The sequence below is a fragment of the Streptomyces sp. SM18 genome, assembly GCF_002910775.2.
Classification (GTDB): domain Bacteria; phylum Actinomycetota; class Actinomycetes; order Streptomycetales; family Streptomycetaceae; genus Streptomyces; species Streptomyces halstedii.
This window is the reverse complement of the sequence record NZ_CP029342.1, coordinates 1,806,157-1,824,541: the sequence shown is the minus strand read 5'-3', so window position 1 is coordinate 1,824,541 and position 18,385 is coordinate 1,806,157. Positions and strand designations below refer to the sequence as shown.

Here is an 18,385-nt window from a genome sequence, read left to right as displayed (position 1 = left end):
GAGATGACGTGACGGAAGTGTCCGGACGGCAGCGCAACGAAGCACTCCGCAGCCTGCTCCACCAGGCGGACTGGTCGGAGACGAAGCTCGCGCACGCGGTCAACCGCCTGGGGACGGAGGCCGGCATGAGCCTCACCTACAGCCAGCCGTCGGTGGCCGCCTGGATCAGGGGGTCCCAGCCGAACGAGCGGGTCCGGCCCCTGGTCGTCGCGGCGTTCGAGCGCAAGCTGGGGCGACCGGTCACCTATGACGAACTCGGTCTCGTCCGCCCGGAGTCGGCAGCGGGTGACGAACCCCGTGACACCGTCGAGTCCCTGCTCGGTCTCGGAAAGGACGACATGAACCCTTCCCGGCGCGGTCTCCTGACCGCGAGCGTCTACTCGGCCGCGCTCTCCGTCCCGCTGTTCGCCGACGTCGCGAACGCCGGGGAACGGGAGCGGATCACCGGGCCCGCCGCACGGATCGGCCCGGGAGAGGTCGAGGTCGTCCGGCGGATGACCGACAAGATCGCCGACATCCTGGACGAGTTGGGCGGCGGGCACGCACGTCCCATGGCCGCCGCCTTCCTGGTGAACACCGTGGCGCCCTACCTCCGGGCAGGTGCGCGCGAGACGGTCCACCGGGAGATGCTGTCGGCCGCCTCGGACCTCACGTACCTGACGGGCTGGATGGCCATGTACGAACGGGCCCACGGGCTGGGACAGAAGTACTACCTCCAGGCGCTCAAGCTGGCCGGTGAGTCGCAGGACCAGCTCACCTACTGCCGGACACTGCGCGGCATGAGTCTGCAGGCATCCCATCTGCGCCACGGCCGCAAGGCCCTCGACCTCGCGGACGCGGCGGCCGAGGCCGCGCCCAAGGCGGGGCCTCGGCTGGTCGCCTTCCTCCGGGGCCAGCAGGCGCACGCATCGGCCATGGTCCAGGACCACAAGACCGCTTTCGTACGGCTCCGGGAGGCGGAGACCGCCCTGTCGAAGGCCGACTCCCGGCGTGAGGCGGTGGGCGGGTACGACCGCGCGGCCTACCTCTTCCACGTCTCGCACGTGCACTACGAGGGCCGGGACCTGCCGGCCTCCATCGCCACGCTGAAGCAGTCGATCACGGCCATGCCCCGTCAGGAGCGCCAGGGCCGGTTGCACGCGAACGCCGTGCTGGCCCAGCGGCAGTGCGAGCTGGGACACGTGGAAGAGGCGTGTGCCTCGTGGGGGATCTTCCTCGACGACTACATGGTGCTCTCCACCTCTCGGGGGGACGAGCACTTCGCGACGATGCGGAACAGCCTCGCCGCGCACCGACAGGTGCGGGCCGTGCGGGAGATGGGGGAGAGGGTGCGGACGGTGGCGGCGCTCAAGGCGTGACCCCGGACGGGCAGCCGCCTCCACCCCCTCGGCGCCCCCGCCGCACGCGGCCCCCACCGGGGTCCGCGTCCCGCCCGGCCGTGCAGGACAATGGGCCGGTGCACTACGGCATCCTCGGTACCACCCAGGCGTTCCGCGACGACGGCACCCCCGCCTCCCTCGGCGGGGCACGGCTGCGCGCCCTGCTCACCGTGCTCGCCCTGTACCCGGGGCGGGCGGTTCCCGCCGGGGCGCTGGTGGACGAGGTGTGGGACGGCGACCCGCCCGCCGACGCGCCGGGGGCCCTCCAGGCGCTCGTGGGCCGGCTCCGGCGCGCGCTCGGCCGGGACGCCGTGGAATCCGTGGAGAACGGCTACCGGCTCGTCACCGACCCGGACCGCGTGGACCTGAGCCGCTTCGAACGGCTCGCGGGGGAGGGGGCGCGGGCCCTGGAGGACGGCGACGGGGCGAAGGCCCTGGCCCTCCTCGACGAAGCGCTCGCCCTCTGGCGCGGCCCCGCCCTCGCCGACCTGCCCGACCGGGAGGCGCCCGCCGCCCGCTGGGAGGCCCGGCGCCTCGACGCCCGGCGGACCAGGGCCGGCGCCGTACTCGCCCTCGGCCGGGCCGAGGACGCCCTGCCTGACCTCGTCGCCCTCTGCGCCGACCACCCACTGGACGAACCCCTCCAGGCCCTGCGCGTCAAGGCCCTGGCACGCGCCGGACGCACCGCCCAGGCCCTCGCCGCGTACGACGAGGTGCGCACCGTACTGGCCGACCGGCTCGGCACCGACCCCGGACCCGAACTGCGGGCTCTGTACGGGGAGTTGCTCCACCAGGGCCAGGACCCCCTGCCCCCGGCCCCGGCCCCGGCCGAGGCTCCCGCGCCCGCCGTCCGCACCCCGCCACGCGGCAACCTCCGGGCCCGGCTCACCAGCTTCGTGGGCCGGGAGGCCGACATCGCGGCCCTGCGCGACGACCTCTCCCGCGCCCGCCTGGTCACCCTCCTGGGGCCCGGCGGCGCCGGGAAGACACGGCTCTCCCAGGAGGCCGCCGAGGCCGTCGCCGCCTCCTGGCCCGACGGGGTCTGGCTGGCCGAGCTGGCCCCGGTGGACGACCCGGCGGTGGTCGCCGAGGCGGTCCTGAGCGCGCTCGACGCCCGCGAGACCGTGCTGCGCGGCGCGGGGGCCGAGGAGCTGCGGGCGGTCGAACGCGGCACGAAGGGGTCCGCCGGGCAGGCGCTCGCCCAGCTCACCGAGCACTGCGCGAAGCGCCGGATGCTGCTGCTCCTCGACAACTGCGAGCACCTGATCGAGGCCGCGGCGCGGCTTGCCGACCACCTGCTGGCCCACTGCCCCGGCCTGACGATCCTGGCGACGAGCCGTGAACCCCTCGGCGTCCCTGGGGAGTTGCTACGCCCCCTCGATCCGCTGCCCGACCCCGTGGCGCTGCGGCTGCTGGCCGACCGGGGCGCCGCCGCCCGGCCCGGCTTCCGCACCGACGCCGACCCGGAGACCGCCGCGGCCTGCGCCGAGATCTGCCACCGCCTCGACGGACTCCCGCTCGCCATCGAGCTGGCGGCGGCCCGGCTGCGGATGCTCGGCCCGCGCCAGATCGCCGACCGGCTGGACGACCGCTTCCGCCTGCTGACCAGCGGAAGCCGTACCGTGCTGCCCCGCCAGAAGACCCTCAGGGCCGTCGTGGACTGGTCCTGGGACCTGCTCGACCCGGCCGAACGCGCCGTGCTGCGCAGGCTGTCGGTGTTCTCCGGGGGCTGCGCCCTCGCCGCCGCCGAGGAGGTCTGCGCCGGTGACGGCATCGGCCCCTTCGACGTGGCGGGACTGCTCGGCTCGCTGGTCGACAAGTCGCTGGTCGTCGCGGCGTCCGGGGACGACGGCGACATGCGCTACCGGCTCCTGGAGACCGTCGCGGAGTACGCCGCCGAACGCCTCGACGAAGCCGGCGAGCGGGCCGCCACCGAGTGGCGTCACCTCGTCCACTTCCGGGAGCTGGCCCGCACCACCGACCCCGCGCTACGCGGCGCGGAACAGCTCGCGGCGCTCGCCCGCTTCCGGCGCGAGTACGAGAACCTGCGCACCGCCCTGCGGCACGCCGTCGCCACCGGGGACGAGCACGAAGCGCTCTGCCTCGTCCTCTCCCTGGCCTGGTACTGGCAGATGCGGGACCTGCGGGCCGAGGCCCGGCAGTGGGCCGACGCCGTCGCGGAACTCGGCCCCGACCCGTTCGCCGAACCCGTCGAACCCGCCCCCTCCCTGCTCGCCCGCTGCACCGACAGCCCGCCGCCGATGGTGCCCGAGCAGCTCCAGGAGGCCAGACGCGGGGTGCGGCTGATCCAGCTGGTCAGCATGGACCACGAGGCGAACGAGTGGATGACCAGCGCGGGCAGGAAGCGGCTGCGGGCGGTCGCCCGCACCTACCGGCCGGGCCAGCCGCAGACCTGCCGCGCGCCCGGCTCGCTGTGGCTGTTCGCGGTCATGTTCACCGGTGACCTGCACGGGTTCCGCGAACTCCTGGACGAGACGGTCCGCGCCTGCCGCGAGCTGGGTTACGTGTGGGAGCTGGCCGCCGCCCTCCAGATGCGGGCCAACGCGCTCGCCAACCGGCCCGACTGGGCGGGAGAGGCGCGGCGGGACGCCGACGAGAGCCTGGGGATCTACGAGGGTCTGGGTGACGCGTGGGGCGCCGCCGAGGCGCTCTCCTCCCGGGGCGAGGCCAACGAACGCGCCGGTGACAGCGCGGCCGCCGCCGAGGACTTCCGCGCGGCCGTCGCGTACGCCGAACGGCTCGGGGCCCAGGCCCAGGTCGCGATGTTGCGCGCCCGGTACGCCTCCGCGCTCTGCGAGACGGGCCGCGGCGAGGAGGGGGAACGCATCCTGCGCGAGGTGATCGCCGACGACCGCGGCTCGGGGCCCGAGGCCCGGCCCGCGGCCCGGCTCTACCTCACCCTGTGGCTGGGGCGGACGGGCCGCACCGCCGAGGCGCGGGAGTACCTGGAATCGATGCTCGGGGTGCCCCCCGCCGACGCGGTGGACCTCTTCGAGGGATTCGTGCTGGGCGTCCAGTCCTGGCTGGACAATCTCGACGGCCTCCACGGCACCGCTCTGGGCCGGGCCGTCCGCGCGCTGAGCCTGTCGCGGGAGGGGATGGCGCAGATGGTGGCCCCCCAGATGACGGCCATCCACCTGGTCACCGTCGCCTGGGCGCTGGCCGGGCTCGGCGGTGAACGGCGCGCCGCCGACGCGGCACGGCTGCTCGCCCTGCACGACGCCCTGCTGCCCGCCGGCTACGTACCGACGGCGAGCGAGCGCACCAACCTGCTGCTGACGGAGGAACTGGTCCGCGCGGGCCTGCCGGACGGCGAGGCCCGCGACCGGGCGTACGCCGAGGGCGGCGGCCTCACGCTGGAGGAGGCCACCGCCCTGATGGACGCGCACGTACGGGAGACCGAGGCGGGGTGACCCGGGGGTGATCAGGTCCGCTTGCGGAACTTGCGCACCGCGAGGGGCGCCACGACCACCGTGATCCCCACGGCCCAGGCGAGCGTGATCCACACCGAGTGGGCGACGGGCCCGCCCATCATCAGGCCGCGCACCGCGTCCGCCAGATTGGACAGCGGGTTGTAGTCGGTGAACGTCTGGAGCCAGCCCGGCATCGTCTGCGTCGGCGCGAAGATGGACGAGCCGAACTGAAGGGGCATCAGCACCAGGAAGCCCACGCCCTGGACCGACTGGGCCGTCTTCATGGACAACCCCAGCAGGATGAAGATCCACATGATGGCCGCGCCGAACACCCCGGCCAGGACGATCGCTTCGAGCAGGCCGCCCACCGAGGTCCCCAGCTCCATGCCGAGCGCGAAGCCCATGGCGAGCAGGATGGCGATGGCCACCAGCATGCGGCCGAGCTCGACCACTATCTTCGCGATCAGCACCGAGGAGCGGGCGATCGGCATCGTACGGAACCGGTCCATGACGCCCTTGCGGAAGTCGTCGTTGACACCGGTGCCGACGGCCGAGGCGATGTTCATGCCCATCATCGCCATCAGGCCGGGGACCAGGTAGTTGAGGTAGTCCTGCCGGTCGCCGCCGAGGCTTCCGCCCACCGACCCGCCGAAGACGTAGACGAAGAGCAGGGTGAAGACGATCGGCATCAGCAGGACGTCGAACATCGACTCCGGATCCTTCTTGATCTGGAGCAGATTGCGGCGCACCAGGGCGCTGATGTGCCGCAGGTTGGCGCGCAGTCCGATCCGGCCCTCCCCGCCGGGGGCGGCCTTCACCGGGACGGAGTCGGTGGGAGCGGGCGTCAGGGTCGTCGTGCTCATGCCGCGACCTCCTCGGGGATCGTGTCGGTGGAGTGAGCGGTCTTCTCGCCGGTGATGGCCAGGAACACCTCGTCCAGGCTGGGCAGCGCGGTGGCGATGTGGGCGAGGGAGAAGCCCCGGGAGCCGAGCAGTCCGACGACCGCGGTCAGCTGCTCGTCGCTGAGGATGGGCACGTAGAGCAGGCCCTCGTCCGGCACGGCCTGCGCACCGGCGATCCCGTCGAGCCCGGCCTCCCGGAGCGTCTGGGCCATGGCGGCCAGTTCGGCCGGGTCCGAAGGGCGGATCTGGAGGGTGCGGCCGCCGACCTTGGCCTTCAGCTCGTCCACCCCGCCGCGCGCGATGATCTTGCCCTTGTCGATCACCGTCAGCTCGTTGGCGAGCTGCTCGGCCTCTTCCATGTACTGCGTGGTCAGCAGCACGGTCGCCCCCTCCGCGACCATCCGCTGCACCTCGTCCCAGACCTCGTTGCGGGTGCGCGGGTCGAGCCCGGTCGTCGGCTCGTCGAGGTAGAGGACCGACGGGCTGCCGATCATCGACGCCGCCAGGTCCAGCCGGCGCCGCATGCCGCCGGAGTAGTCCATCGCGGGGCGCTTGGCCGCCTCGGTGAGCGAGAAGCGCTCCAGCAGCTCGTCGGCGCGGGCGCGGGCGGTCTTGCGGGGCAGGTCGAGCAGCCGCCCGATCATGTAGAGGTTCTCCCGGCCGGACAGTTTCTCGTCCACCGAGGCGTACTGGCCGGTCAGGCCGATGGTGCGGCGCAGCTGCCGGGGCTGGCGGACCACGTCGTAGCCGGCGACGACGGCGTGTCCGGCGTCCGGCGTGACCAGGGTGGACAGGCAGCGTACGAGGGTGGTCTTGCCCGCGCCGTTGGGCCCGAGCACGCCCAGGACGGTGCCCTCGCGCACGTCGAGGTCCACGCCGTCCAGTGCCTTGGTCTCGCCGTAGTGCTTGACCAGCCCCCGCACCTCGACGGCGTTGGCGCCGCTCCTGGGGTTCTTGTCGTTTCGCGTCATGTCCACCATGAGACCAGCTCTCACCGACAGCCCGCCGATATATCGCCGACATCGCTCAAGACACGCCGACAGACCGGCTGCGCGGGTGTGCGCACGGGCGACAGCCCGCCGATGGGGGAAGTCGGCGGGCTGTCGGTGGTGCGGCGGTGGTCAGCGTGCCGGCCGGTGGCCGGCGGCCCTCAGTGGAAGGTGTGCTCGGGCTGCGGGAACGTTCCGCCGACGACCTCTTCGGCGTAGCTCCTGACCGCGTCGCCGAGCACCTGGCGCAGGTCCGCGTACTGCTTGGAGAAGCGCGGCACCTTGCCACCGGTCAGCCCGGCCATGTCGGTCCACACCAGCACCTGGGCGTCCGTGTCCGGCCCGGCGCCGATCCCCACGGTCGGGATGTGCAGGCAGCGGGTGACCTCGGCGGCCAGTTCGGCCGGTACGAGTTCGAGGACGACGGCGAACGCGCCCGCGTCCTGCACCGCCTTGGCGTCGCGGAGCAACTGCTGGGCGGCTTCCTCGCCGCGGCCCTGCACCCGGTAGCCCATGGCGTTCACGGACTGGGGGGTCAGTCCGATGTGGCCCATGACCGGGATGCCGGCCTCGACCAGCAGGCGGATCTGCTCGTGCGACCGCTCGCCGCCCTCCAGCTTGACCGCGCCGACCCCGGCGTCCTTGACCAGCCGGGTGGCGTTGCGCAGGGCCTGGACCGGGCCCTCCTGGTAGGCGCCGAAGGGCAGGTCGGCGACGATGAGGGCGCGCTTGGTGCCCCGGACGACGGCGGCGGAGAGCATGGCCATCTCGTCCATCGTCACCGGCACGGTGGTCTCGTAGCCGAGGTGGCAGTTGCCCATGGAGTCGCCGACGAGCATGACCGGGATACCGGCCTCGTCGAAGACGGACGCGGTCATCGCGTCGTAGGCGGTGAGCATGGGCCACTTCTCGCCGCGCTCCGTGGCGGCGGCGATGTCGTGGACGGTGACACGGCGGGAGCTCTTGCCCCCGTACAGTGCCTTCCCGGCGCCGGCGGAGGGTCCCGTGGCGGACGGGGGGCCCGCGGCGGGCGGGGCGGCGGATGTGGCGGCCTGATTCTGCGCAGCCTGAAGCGACATGGCCAACGGCTCCTTCGTCATCTCGAGGCGCCCTGACGGCGTCCCCGGATCCCTTCCATGGTGGCATCCCGCGGGCGCTCGCGTGAAGTGGGCCCGGGCCGTCGTCCGGGGTGACTTCGGGCATGGGGCCGGGATGCGGGGGTGTCCGGGGCGCCGGGCGCGGTCCGGGTCCGGGGCTCGGGTAAAGACTTTCCAATACGAGACGGTATCGTATTGGAAGCCCCTTAGGGTGTTGCCCATGTCCCTACCGTCCGGCGCTCCAGCCGCCGTGTCCCGTGTCCCCGAGGCAGTCCACCGCCGGCGCTGGGCGATCCTCGCCGTCCTCATGTTCAGCCTGCTCATCGTCGTCCTCGACAACTCGATCCTGAACGTCGCGGTCAAGACGATCGCCACCCCCGCCCCGACCGGCATCGGCGCCACCCAGAGCGAGCTGGAGTGGGCGATCAACTCCTACACGCTCGTCTTCGCCGGCCTGCTGTTCACCGCGGGCCTGCTCGGCGACCGCGTCGGCCGCAAGAAGGTCCTGCTGGGCGGCATATCCGTCTTCGGCCTCGCCTCCGCGCTGGCCGCGTTCTCCTCGTCGCCGGGCGAACTCATCACCTGGCGGGCCCTGATGGGGCTCGGCGCGGCGTTCGTGATGCCCGCCACCCTCGCCGTCCTGATGAACGTCTTCGAACGCGACGAGCAGCCCAAGGCCATCGGCATCTGGGCCGGCAGCGTCGGCCTGGGCATCGCGATCGGCCCGATCACCGGCGGGGCGCTCCTGGAGCACTTCTGGTGGGGCTCGATTTTCCTGGTCAACGTGCCCGTCGTGGTCATCGCACTGATCGCCATGGCCGTCCTCGTGCCGGACTCCAGGGACCCCGCGCCAGGAAAGGTCGACCCGGTGGGCGTCGTCCTGTCCATCGTCGGCCTGGTCCTGCTCGTCTACGGCATCATCCGGGGCGGTGAACTCGCCGACTTCACGGACGTGACGGTGCTCGCCCCGTCGATCGGCGGACTGGTGGTGCTGGCGGGCTTCGTGTGGCACGAGAAGCGCAGCAGCCACCCGGCCATCGACATCTCGTACTTCGGCAAGCCCGCCTTCTCCGCCGCCGTCGCCGCCGTCGCGCTGGTCTTCTTCGCGCTGATGGGCGTCACCTTCTTCTCCGCCTTCTACCTCCAGAGCGTGCGCGGCTACAGCGCCTTCCAGTCCGGTCTGCTCGTCCTGCCGCTGGCCGTCGCGCAGATGGTCTTCGCACCCCGCGCCCGGCTGGTCGTGGACCGCTTCGGCGCCCGCGCCGTCTGCGCGGTGGGCATGCTGATGGTCGCGGGAGGCCTGGCGGCGTTCGCCGTCTTCGACGCGGAGACACCCGTCTGGGTGATGTGCGTGATCTTCTTCGTCCAGGGCGCGGGCATGGCGCACGTCATGCCGCCGGTCACCGTCGCGGTGATGCAGGCACTGCCCCGGGAACGCGCCGGCTCCGGCTCGGCCATCAACAACACCTTCCGCCAGGTCGGCGGGGCGCTCGGTGTCGCGGTGCTCGGCTCGGTGCTCTCCACGGTCTACCGGGGCGACATCGAGAAGCACCTCGACGGGGTCCCGGCCGCCGCCCGGGGCGTGGCGGGGGAGTCGATCGAGGCGACGCTCGGTGTCGCGGCGAAGCTGGGCCCGGCGGGCAAGCCGCTGGTCGCCGCCGCGAACGACGCGTTCATCGGGGCGATGCACGTCACGGCCCTCGGATCGGCCGCGGTGGCGCTGATCGGCGCGGTCGTGGTGGGCCTGTTCCTGCCGGGCCGCGCCGGGGCCCCGGCCCAGGAGCCACGGGGCCAGGAGCCCGCCCCGGCGGAGCGGACGGCGGAGGCCGCCCCGGCCGAGTGACCTCGCCTCCGGGCGGCAGCACGACCGGGCGGTACGGGGCCGAGGCGGACCCCGTGCCGCCCGGCCGTTCGCCCCGGCCACCGGCGGTCGGCGAGAATCACGGGTGACCGGCGCACGAACGGTGCGGGGACGGCGAACGACGGACGGTGACCGGCGTACGGCGACCGGTGACCGGCGGACGGCTCGGCGAGAGGTGACCCACGTGCAGGCGGCACAGGAAACGCCCCAGGACCCCATCCCGGGCGACGGCCCGGACCGGCAGGGCGGCCACGGCCACGACACCGGCCGCGCGTCCGGCGACGACCCGGACCGCCCGTCCGGCCACGGCACGGGCCGCCCGTCCGGCGACGGTACGGCGGACCGGCGGACCGGCCACGGCCCTGACGAGGCCGGGGACCGCGGTCCGGACCCGGCCCGGCACTGCGGCCCCGCCTCCGCCCACGGCCCGGAACCCCGCCGCGGCCGCCCCCGCAGCGCCGCCGCCGAACGGGCCATCCTGGACGCCGTCGTGGAGCTCCTGGAGGCCGGCGAACCCCTGGCCAGGCTGTCCATCGAGCGCATCGCCCGCACCGCCGGCGTCGGCAAGGCCACCATCTACCGCCGCTGGAGCGACAAGGAGGCGCTGTTCGTCGACGTCCTGCGCGCCGTCGAACCCTCCGACCCCGTCGTCTCCGGCACGGCGGGCCTGGACGACCTGCGCCTGATGCTGGAGTGGGTCCGTACGCGCGGACTCGCCCACCGCTCCTCGGTCTTCCTGCACAACGTGGTCGCACAGATGAAGAGCCACCCCAGACTGTGGGCCGAATACCAGCGCACCGTCATCGCGCCGCGCCGCGCCGCCATGCTGGAGGCCGTACGGCGGGCCGTGGACGCGGGCGAACTCCGCGACGACCTCGACACGGAGCTGATGAACGACCTGTTCCTCGGCCCCGTGCTCATGCGCACCCTCCACCACCCCGAAGCACCGCTGCCCGACGATCTCGTGGACCGGCTCATCCACGCCCTGCTCCAGGGTCTGGCCCCGAAAGCGCAGGTCGCGGCGGGTGGACCGGTGACCGGTCCGATGTGAGCGTTCTGTCACAGCCGCCTCACCCGCCCCGCCCCACCGGAACTCCCCGTACCGCCCCGCTCGTCCTGATGGCAGAACGTCCGCCGTCGGCGGCAGGATCGGCGTCGTCCATCGCCTAGGGTCATGAGGCGCGGCGATGTGTGTGTACGGCAAAGCAGTGAGGACAGCGCGATGGTGCAGGCGTACAGGGCGGAAACCGAGAACGCCGACCCGGGGCCGCGGCGGCCCGGCACCCGGCTGAGAGCCCTGCGCCACAGACTGGCCACGGATCGTGGCATCTGGCGGCGCGGCATCGTGCTCGCCCTCTGCTCGGTCCTCCTGACGCTGGTGATGGTGCTCCACGCGAAGATCCCCAACACCATCGGCAACACGGGCAGCCTCATCGAGACGTTCCTGCCGTGGTTCGGGCTCTTCGTCCCGCCGCTGCTGCTCCTCGGGCTGCTCCGCCGCTCGGCGACCGCGGTCATCGCCCTGATCCTGCCGGTGGCCGTCTGGCTGAACCTCTTCGGCGGGCTGCTGTTCGCCGAGAAGTCCGGCACCGGGGGCAACTTCACCGTCGCCACCCACAACGTCAACGCGGGCAACCCCGACCCGGCGGGCACGGCCCAGCAGATCGCCGGGGCGGACGCGGACGTCGTGGCCCTCCAGGAACTCCCCGACGGCAAGGTGAAGGCGTACGAGAGCGCGCTCGCCGGCCACTATCCGCACCACTCCGTCCAGGGCACCGTCGGCCTGTGGAGCAAGTACCCCCTGAGCGACTCCCGCCCCGTCGACATCAAGCTGGGCTGGACCCGCGCCATGCGGGCCACGGTCGCGACGCCCCAGGGCCCCGTCTCGGTCTACGTCGCCCATCTGCCCTCGGTACGCGTCAAGATCGACGCCGGCTTCACCGCCAACCAGCGTGACCGGAGCGCCGACGCGCTGGGCGAGACGATCTCCCACGACCCCATCGAGCGGGTGGTGCTCCTCGGTGACCTCAACGGCACGATGAACGACCGCTCCCTGAACGCCGTCACCGCCCAGATGCGCTCCACCCAGGGCGCGGCGGGCGACGGCTTCGGCTTCAGCTGGCCCGCGGCGTTCCCCATGGCGCGGATCGACCAGATCATGGTCAGGGGCGTCGAACCCCTCTCCTCCTGGACCCTCCCGGCGACCGACAGCGACCACCTCCCGATCGCGGCGCGCGTCCAGTTGTGACACCCCGCCGCCCGGAGCCGGGGCCGAGGAAGGGCCGGTGACGGCCGCCCCGTCCGCCGCAGGAGGCGGATGGGGTAGGGTCCCGCCCATGTCCTGCCCCGAGTCCGACAGACTCAGGCCACCGGTCCGCCGGTGGCCGATCCGCGACGCCGAAGGCCTCTGACCCCAGCGGTCACCGCCCTTCCCCCGTCGCGCCGTCGCCCGCCGCCGGATCCCGCGGCGGTGCGAGCGGACATTCCCGTCCGGACGTCCCGTCGGACACGCGGTTCCGATACGCGCGTCAGGCACACACGACGGTCAGGTGCGCCGGACGCGCCCCGGACACGCGCGTCCGGCGACCCACCCCGTCCAGGACCTCCCGTCCGCGTCATGTCCCGTGCGTACACCGGGCATTCCGCCACCTCGCCGTCCCGCGCCGCCGCGCACCGGGACGGGTGTGGCCCGCACCCCCGCGTACACCGCTCGTTCCTCCGACGGTTCCGCACAAGGGGTCCTTTCTCATGCCATTCGCTGTCTACGTGCTCGGGCTGGCGGTCTTCGCCCAGGGCACCTCGGAGTTCATGCTGTCCGGCCTGCTCTCCGGCATCGCCGACGACCTGCGTGTCTCGCTGTCCGCCGCGGGCCTGCTGACCTCGGCGTTCGCGGTCGGGATGGTGGTCGGCGCACCGCTGACCGCCCTGGCCGGCCGTGCCTGGCCCCGGCGCCGGGCGCTGCTGTTCTTCCTCGGGGTGTTCGTCGCCGTCCATGTCGTCGGAGCCCTGACCACCGAGTACGGGGTGCTGCTCGCGACCCGGGTCGTCGGGGCGCTGGCCAACGCCGGCTTCTGGGCGGTGGCGCTGGTCACCGCGATGGACCTGGCCGGGCCGGAACGGCGGGCACGGGCGACCGCCGTGGTCGTCGGCGGGGTCACGGTCGCCTGTGTGGTGGGCGTTCCCGCCGGTGCGGTGCTCGGCGAACTGTGGGGCTGGCGCTCGGCGTTCTGGGCGGTGGCGCTGATCTCCCTGCCGGCGGCGTTCGCGCTGCTGTGGGCCGTGCCGGGCGGCCGGGACGGTGAGGTGCCGCCGGCGAGCGCCCGAACCGAGCTGAGCGCCCTGGCGCGCCCCCGGCTGCTGCTGACCCTGCTGGTGATGGCGCTCGTGCAGGGGGCGACCTTCTGCGCCTTCTCCTATCTGGAGCCGCTGGTCACCCGGGTCACCGGGTTCGGCGCGGGCTGGGTGCCCGTGGTGCTCGCGCTCTTCGGCGCGGGCTCGTTCGCCGGGGTCACGCTGGCCGGGCAGCTGGCCGACTCCCGTCCGAAGGCGGTCATCGGGTCCGGTCTGGTGGCGCTGACGGCCGGCTGGGCCGCGCTCGCCCTCACCGCCGCCCACCCGGCCGCCGTCCTCGCCCTGGTCCTGGTCCAGGGCGCGCTGGCCTTCGGTACGGGCACGGCGCTGATCAGCAGGGTCTTCCAGCAGGCGCCCGAAGCCCCCACCCTGGCGGGCTCCTTCGCCACGGCTGCCTTCAACGTGGGTGCGGCGGCCGGGCCTTGGCTGGGCGGACTGGCCCTTGGCGCGGGGTTCGGCTTCCGGGCGCCGGTCTGGGTGAGCGCCCTGCTGATGGGTGCGGCCCTCGCCGGAGCGGCCGTGCTCCGGGCGACCTCCGCGGCTCCGGCGCGTCCGGGCCTGGGAGGCGTCACTCCCCGCGCGGACGGCCGCACCTCTCCGGCGGACGGCTGAACCTCCCCTGCGGGCGGCCGAGTTGAGCCGCCGGGTGTCCCTGGCGGCCGACACGGACCCTCCGCGCTCCCGGCCGGGTGGCCCCGCGCTTCCCGCCCGGCCGGGCGGGAAGCGCGGGGCCGGTGCCGAGTGACTTCCGCGCGTCCTCAGCGACGTCCGTGCCGAGTGACGTCCACATCACACCCTGCGGCAACGGTTCGTTCACCTCCGGGCATCAAACGTCTGAGAGACTTTGTTCCGACGGGATACATATTCCGGTCGAGCAACGACGCCGACGCACCCGTACCCCACCGCCGCCCTCCGGTCCGCCACGGACCGGCCGCCGCCCCCGCCCCGAAAGGTTCTCCCCATGCCCCTGGCCCTGCTCGCCCTCGCTGTGAGCGCCTTCGGCATCGGCACCACCGAGTTCGTGATGATGGGGCTGCTGCCCAACGTCGCGGACGACCTGGGAACGTCCGTACCCACCGCCGGACATCTCGTCTCGGCGTACGCGATCGGCGTCGTCATCGGTGCCCCGCTGCTCACCGGTCTCGGCTCCAGGATTCCGCGCAAGCGGATGCTCGTGCTGCTGATGGCCCTCTTCACCGTCGGCAACCTGGCCTCGGCGTTCGCCCCCGGTTACGGCTGGCTGCTGGCCGGCCGGGTCCTGGCCGGGCTGCCGCACGGGGCGTTCTTCGGCGTCGGCGCCGTCGTCGCCGCGCGCCTCGTGCCCCACGGCCGGCAGGCGCGGGCCGTCGCCACCATGTTCCTCGGCCTGACGGTCGCCAACATCGTCGGCGTACCGGCGGCCACCCTGCTTGGCCAGCACCTCGGCTGGCGCGCCACCTTCCTGGTGGTCGCGGTGATCGGCCTGGCCGCCATGGCCGCGCTCGCCCGCCTCGTCCCGCGGATCCCCCGTGAGGCGCACCAGGACGTACGCCACGAGATCCGCGCCCTGGGCAACCGGCAGGTGGTCCTCGGCCTGTGCACCGCCGTCCTCGGCTTCGCGGGCGTGTTCGCCGTCTACTCCTACCTCTCCTCCATGACCACCGAGGCGATGGGCTTCGGCGCGTCCTCGGTGACGGTCGTCCTGGCGCTGTTCGGCATCGGGATGACGCTGGGCGCCCTGGCCGCCGGACCGCTCACCGACCGGGCGCTGCGGCCCACCCTGTACGGATCGCTCGGCGCCCTGGCCGTCGTGCTCGTCGTCTTCCCCTTCGCCGCCCAGGTGAAGTGGGCGGCACTGGTGATGGTCGTCCTGCTCGGCGCGGTCGGTTTCATGACGACCACCCCGCTCCAGATGCTGGTGATGAACAAGGCGAAGGACGCCCCCACTCTCGCCTCCGCCTCCAACCACTCCGCGTTCAACCTGGCCAACGCGGGCGGCGCCTGGCTCGGCGGTATGGCGATCTCGGCGGGCTGGGGCTGGACGTCCCCCGCCCTGGTCGGCGCGGTCCTGGCGGTCGCCGGCCTGGCGGTGGCCGTCACGGCGGGCGCGCTGGACCGGACGCCCGGAGCCTCCCGGATCGTCGCGGGCGGCACGACGGCGCGCGACGAGCGGGGGACCGGCGAGCGGCGGACCGGCGAGCGGCGGACCGACCAGCGGACGACCGCCGCCGTCCACTGACACGGCCTCATGGCCTCACCGGCCGGGTGACCGGTACAGGGGCGGTGGCCCCGTGTCGGACGGCACACCGGGCCCGGGGACCCGCTCGTCACCGCCCTGCCGCACCACCTGCCCGCCGCCCCGCTCCACCGGGGCCGGGGGATAGAACTGCCGGGCCCAGCGCCGGAACGGCCCGATCGGACCGTCGCCCGCGGCGAGCCGGGGAGGATGCCGGTACTCCTTGTGGTGCCAGATCGGGAAGTCGGCGGCGGTGAACTCACAGCTGGACCGGAAGACGGCCCCCTCCAGCAGCCGTGCCGCCGTCCGGCTCACGGCCCGTGCCAGGGGCGGGGGCAGCCGGGCCGGTTCGTCGAAGGCGATGCGGTTGCGCTGCCGGAACTGCATCCGGTTGGGCCCGACCGGCGTCGGCAGCACCGTCGTACACATCCGCAGGCCCATCCGGGGGGTGTGCACATCGACGTGCAGGCAGCCCAGTCCGTAGCCGTCCACCTCCACGTGCGCGACGAAGTCACCCAGCAGCGGCGCCGACTCGTGGGCCCGCACGGATGCGTGGAACGTGGCGTCGTCGTAGATCACGGGACCGCCGATCTCCGCCTTGGTCCAACCGTGCAGGGTGGCGAAGTGCCCCAGGTCCACGGTGTTCTCGATGACCTCCTGGACGTTGCCCGCCATCTCCCAGGCCGCGCTGCGGGCAGGCCGGTGGCCGATCTCGTGCCAGTCGGGCAGGAACCAGTCAGGGGCCCGCCCGTCGTGGTGCCGCCAGACGAACACGACGCCGTTGACCTCGTGCACCGGCAACTGGGCCAGTGGCGACCGTGGCGGGGGTGTGTCGTACCCCGTACGCACACAGGCGCCGTCGGGCCCGAAGGCGAAGAGGTGGAACGGGCAGACGAGGTCCTCGCCCTCCACGCTCGCCAGCCCGAGATGGGCCCCGAGGTGCGGACAGTACGGCCGGACGGCGCGGACCGCCCTCGTGCCGAGCCGGTACAGCACCACGTCCTGCCCCGCCAGCGGCCGGGTGAGCACGGTGCCCCGGCGTAACTCCTCGGAGAAGGCCAGGGCGAACCAGCCGTCCGGGTAGGGCAGGGCGGGCATGCCCGCGGCATCGGCCGGTGTCGGGCCCTCGGTGATCGAAGCGCGCCCGTAACCACGTGACAGTCCCACGGCTCCCCTCCCGGTGTCGGTCCCCTGGAGGCTGCCCTGCCCGTTCCCGAATCCACCCGGCACCCCGCATCCCACCCGAACGGGCAGAAGCACGGCGCGAGTTGACGGGGGCGGCCGACCGGCGGGCGGGCCGGGCAAGGCCCGCCCCCGTGCGCCCCCGTGACGGCCGGCCGGCTGAGCCCTCAGCCCGACTCGCGCCACCGGTTGGTGATCGGCAGCCGCCGGTCCTTGCCGAAGCCCTTCGGGGAGATCTTCGTGCCCGGCGGGTACTGCCGCCGCTTGTACTCCGCCGTGTCCACCATCCGCAGCGTCCGCGTCACCAGCTCCGGGTCGAACCCGGCCGCCACGATCGCGTCCCGGCCCTGGTCCCGGTCGACGTACATCTCCAGGATCCGGTCCAGCACGTCGTAGTCCGGCAGCGAGTCCGTGTCCATCTGGTCCGGGCGCAGCTCGGCGCTCGGCGGCTTGGTGATGGACGCCTCCGGGATCGGCGGGGTCTGCCCGCGCTCCTCGGCGGCACGGTTGCGCCACTTCGCGAGGCGGAAGACCGATGTCTTGTACACGTCCTTGATCGGCCCGTACGCGCCGACCGAGTCCCCGTAGAGCGTGGAGTAACCGACCGCCAGCTCCGACTTGTTGCCCGGCGCGAGCACGATCTGGCCCTCCTGGTTGGAGATCGCCATCAGCGTCGTGCCGCGCAGCCGCGACTGGAGGTTCTCCTCGGCGAGACCCGTCAGCCCCAGCGCTCCCATGTACGCGTCGAACATCGGCTCGATGGACACGGTGCGGTAGTTCAGTCCGGTGCGCCGGGCCAGCTCGGCGGCGTCGCTCCTGGAGTGCTCCGAGGAGTACTTCGACGGCATCGAGACGCCGTACACGTTCTCCGCGCCCACCGCGTCGCAGGCGATCGCCGCGACCAGCGCCGAGTCGATACCGCCCGAGAGCCCGATCAGCACGCTGCGGAAACCGTTCTTCGCGGCATATGCCCGCAGACCCACCACCAGGGCCGAGTACAGCTCCTCGTCGTCGTCGAGCCGCTCCGCGTACCCGCCCGCCAGCTCCGGCTCGTACGCCGGGAGGGGCTCGCCGGAGATCACCACGTGGTCGATCCGCAGCCCGTCGTCCACCACCCCCGAGGGCGCCTCGGCCGGGGCGGCCGGCAGCTCCAGGTCGAGGATCACGCTGCCCTCGGAGAACTGCGGGGCACGGGCGACGACCTCGCCGTCCTTGTCCACGACGATCGAGTCCCCGTCGAAGACCAGCTCGTCCTGGCCGCCCATCATCGCCAGGTACGCGGTCGTGCAGCCGGCCTCCCGGGCGCGCCTGCGGACCAGTTCGAGCCGGGTGTCGTCCTTGTCCCGCTCGTACGGTGAGGCGTTGACCGACAGCAGCAGCCCGGCCCCGGCGGCGCGGGTCGCCGGCACACGGCCACCGTCCTGCCAGAGGTCCTCGCAGATCGCGAGCGCCACGTCGATGCCGCGCACCCGCACCACGGGCATCGAGTCGCCCGGCACGAAGTACCGGAACTCGTCGAAGACGCCGTAGTTGGGCAGGTGGTGCTTGGCGAAGTTCAGCGCCACCTCTCCCCGGTGCAGCACGGCGCCCGCGTTGCGCGGGGAGCCTGCGGGCTGCCCGTACCGGGACGCGGGGTGCTCCGAGCGGTCGAGGTAGCCGACGACGACCGGCAGTTCGCCGAGGCCCTCGTCGGCCAGGCGGGTGGCCAGCGCGCGCAGCGCCCGGCGCGACGCCTCGACGAAGGACGAGCGCAGGGCCAGGTCCTCGACGGGGTAGCCGGTCAGCACCATCTCGGGGAACGCCACCAGGTGGGCGCCCTGCTCGGCGGCGTGCCGGGTCCAGTGGACGACCGACTCGCTGTTGCCGGCGAGGTCACCGACGGTGGAGTCGATCTGATTCAGTGCGAGACGTAGTTGAGGCACGGTTCCCAGTGTAATCGTCTGACTGACGCGATGTCCTGGCGGGCCGCCGGGGC

The 18,385-nt window shown here is 73.3% G+C and carries 12 protein-coding genes; 7 read left to right on the top strand and 5 right to left on the bottom strand.

Annotated elements, in window-relative coordinates:
* Window positions 1-17: 17 nt before the first annotated feature.
* Window positions 18-1,358 (top strand): hypothetical protein, encoded by a 1,341-nt coding sequence (locus B9S64_RS08090; protein ID WP_258037834.1) that lies wholly within the window; start codon window positions 18-20, stop codon window positions 1,356-1,358.
* 98 nt (window positions 1,359-1,456) lie between these two features.
* Window positions 1,457-4,813 carry a BTAD domain-containing putative transcriptional regulator gene (locus tag B9S64_RS08085; RefSeq protein WP_103491032.1) on the top strand — a complete coding sequence of 1,119 codons (3,357 nt, stop codon included), beginning with the start codon at window positions 1,457-1,459 and terminating at the stop codon, window positions 4,811-4,813.
* 11 nt (window positions 4,814-4,824) lie between these two features.
* Here the strand turns inward: B9S64_RS08085 and B9S64_RS08080 are convergent, their stop codons facing one another.
* The 3 genes from B9S64_RS08080 to panB form a co-directional block, all read right to left on the bottom strand.
* Window positions 4,825-5,676 carry an ABC transporter permease gene (locus B9S64_RS08080; RefSeq protein ID WP_103491031.1) on the bottom strand — a complete coding sequence of 284 codons (852 nt, stop codon included), beginning with the start codon at window positions 5,674-5,676 and terminating at the stop codon, window positions 4,825-4,827.
* On the bottom strand, window positions 5,673-6,695 hold the full coding sequence (locus B9S64_RS08075; protein WP_103491030.1) for an ATP-binding cassette domain-containing protein: 1,023 nt from the start codon (window positions 6,693-6,695) through the stop codon (window positions 5,673-5,675). The genes B9S64_RS08080 and B9S64_RS08075 overlap by 4 nt, the downstream gene beginning before the upstream one ends.
* A 170-nt stretch (window positions 6,696-6,865) precedes the next feature.
* Window positions 6,866-7,783, bottom strand: a complete 918-nt coding sequence (panB, locus tag B9S64_RS08070; protein ID WP_103491029.1) for a 3-methyl-2-oxobutanoate hydroxymethyltransferase — start codon at window positions 7,781-7,783, stop codon at window positions 6,866-6,868.
* Window positions 7,784-8,021: 238 nt separating this feature from the next.
* Between panB and B9S64_RS08065 the strand changes: the two genes are divergently transcribed.
* From B9S64_RS08065 to B9S64_RS08045, 5 genes are all read left to right on the top strand, one after another.
* A complete protein-coding gene (locus B9S64_RS08065) occupies window positions 8,022-9,644 on the top strand; it encodes a DHA2 family efflux MFS transporter permease subunit (protein ID WP_103491028.1) in 1,623 nt (540 codons plus the stop codon).
* A gap of 193 nt (window positions 9,645-9,837) precedes the next feature.
* Window positions 9,838-10,713: a TetR/AcrR family transcriptional regulator gene (locus B9S64_RS08060; protein WP_375153028.1), complete on the top strand. Its 876-nt coding sequence runs from the start codon at window positions 9,838-9,840 to the stop codon at window positions 10,711-10,713.
* A 171-nt stretch (window positions 10,714-10,884) separates the two neighbouring features.
* Entirely contained in the window at window positions 10,885-11,910 is a 1,026-nt protein-coding gene (locus B9S64_RS08055; protein ID WP_103490051.1) for an endonuclease/exonuclease/phosphatase family protein, read from the top strand.
* A gap of 500 nt (window positions 11,911-12,410) precedes the next feature.
* On the top strand, window positions 12,411-13,625 hold the full coding sequence (locus tag B9S64_RS08050) for a Cmx/CmrA family chloramphenicol efflux MFS transporter (RefSeq protein WP_103490050.1): 1,215 nt from the start codon (window positions 12,411-12,413) through the stop codon (window positions 13,623-13,625).
* 349 nt (window positions 13,626-13,974) lie between these two features.
* On the top strand, window positions 13,975-15,231 hold the full coding sequence (locus B9S64_RS08045; protein WP_103490049.1) for an MFS transporter: 1,257 nt from the start codon (window positions 13,975-13,977) through the stop codon (window positions 15,229-15,231).
* A 15-nt stretch (window positions 15,232-15,246) separates the two neighbouring features.
* Here B9S64_RS08045 and B9S64_RS08040 read toward each other — a convergent pair whose 3' ends face one another.
* Window positions 15,247-16,395: a Rieske 2Fe-2S domain-containing protein gene (locus tag B9S64_RS08040; protein ID WP_103490048.1), complete on the bottom strand. Its 1,149-nt coding sequence runs from the start codon at window positions 16,393-16,395 to the stop codon at window positions 15,247-15,249.
* Between the two features lie 182 nt (window positions 16,396-16,577).
* Window positions 16,578-18,332, bottom strand: a complete 1,755-nt coding sequence (locus B9S64_RS08035; protein ID WP_103490047.1) for an NAD+ synthase — start codon at window positions 18,330-18,332, stop codon at window positions 16,578-16,580.
* Between the last annotated feature and the right edge of the window lie 53 nt (window positions 18,333-18,385).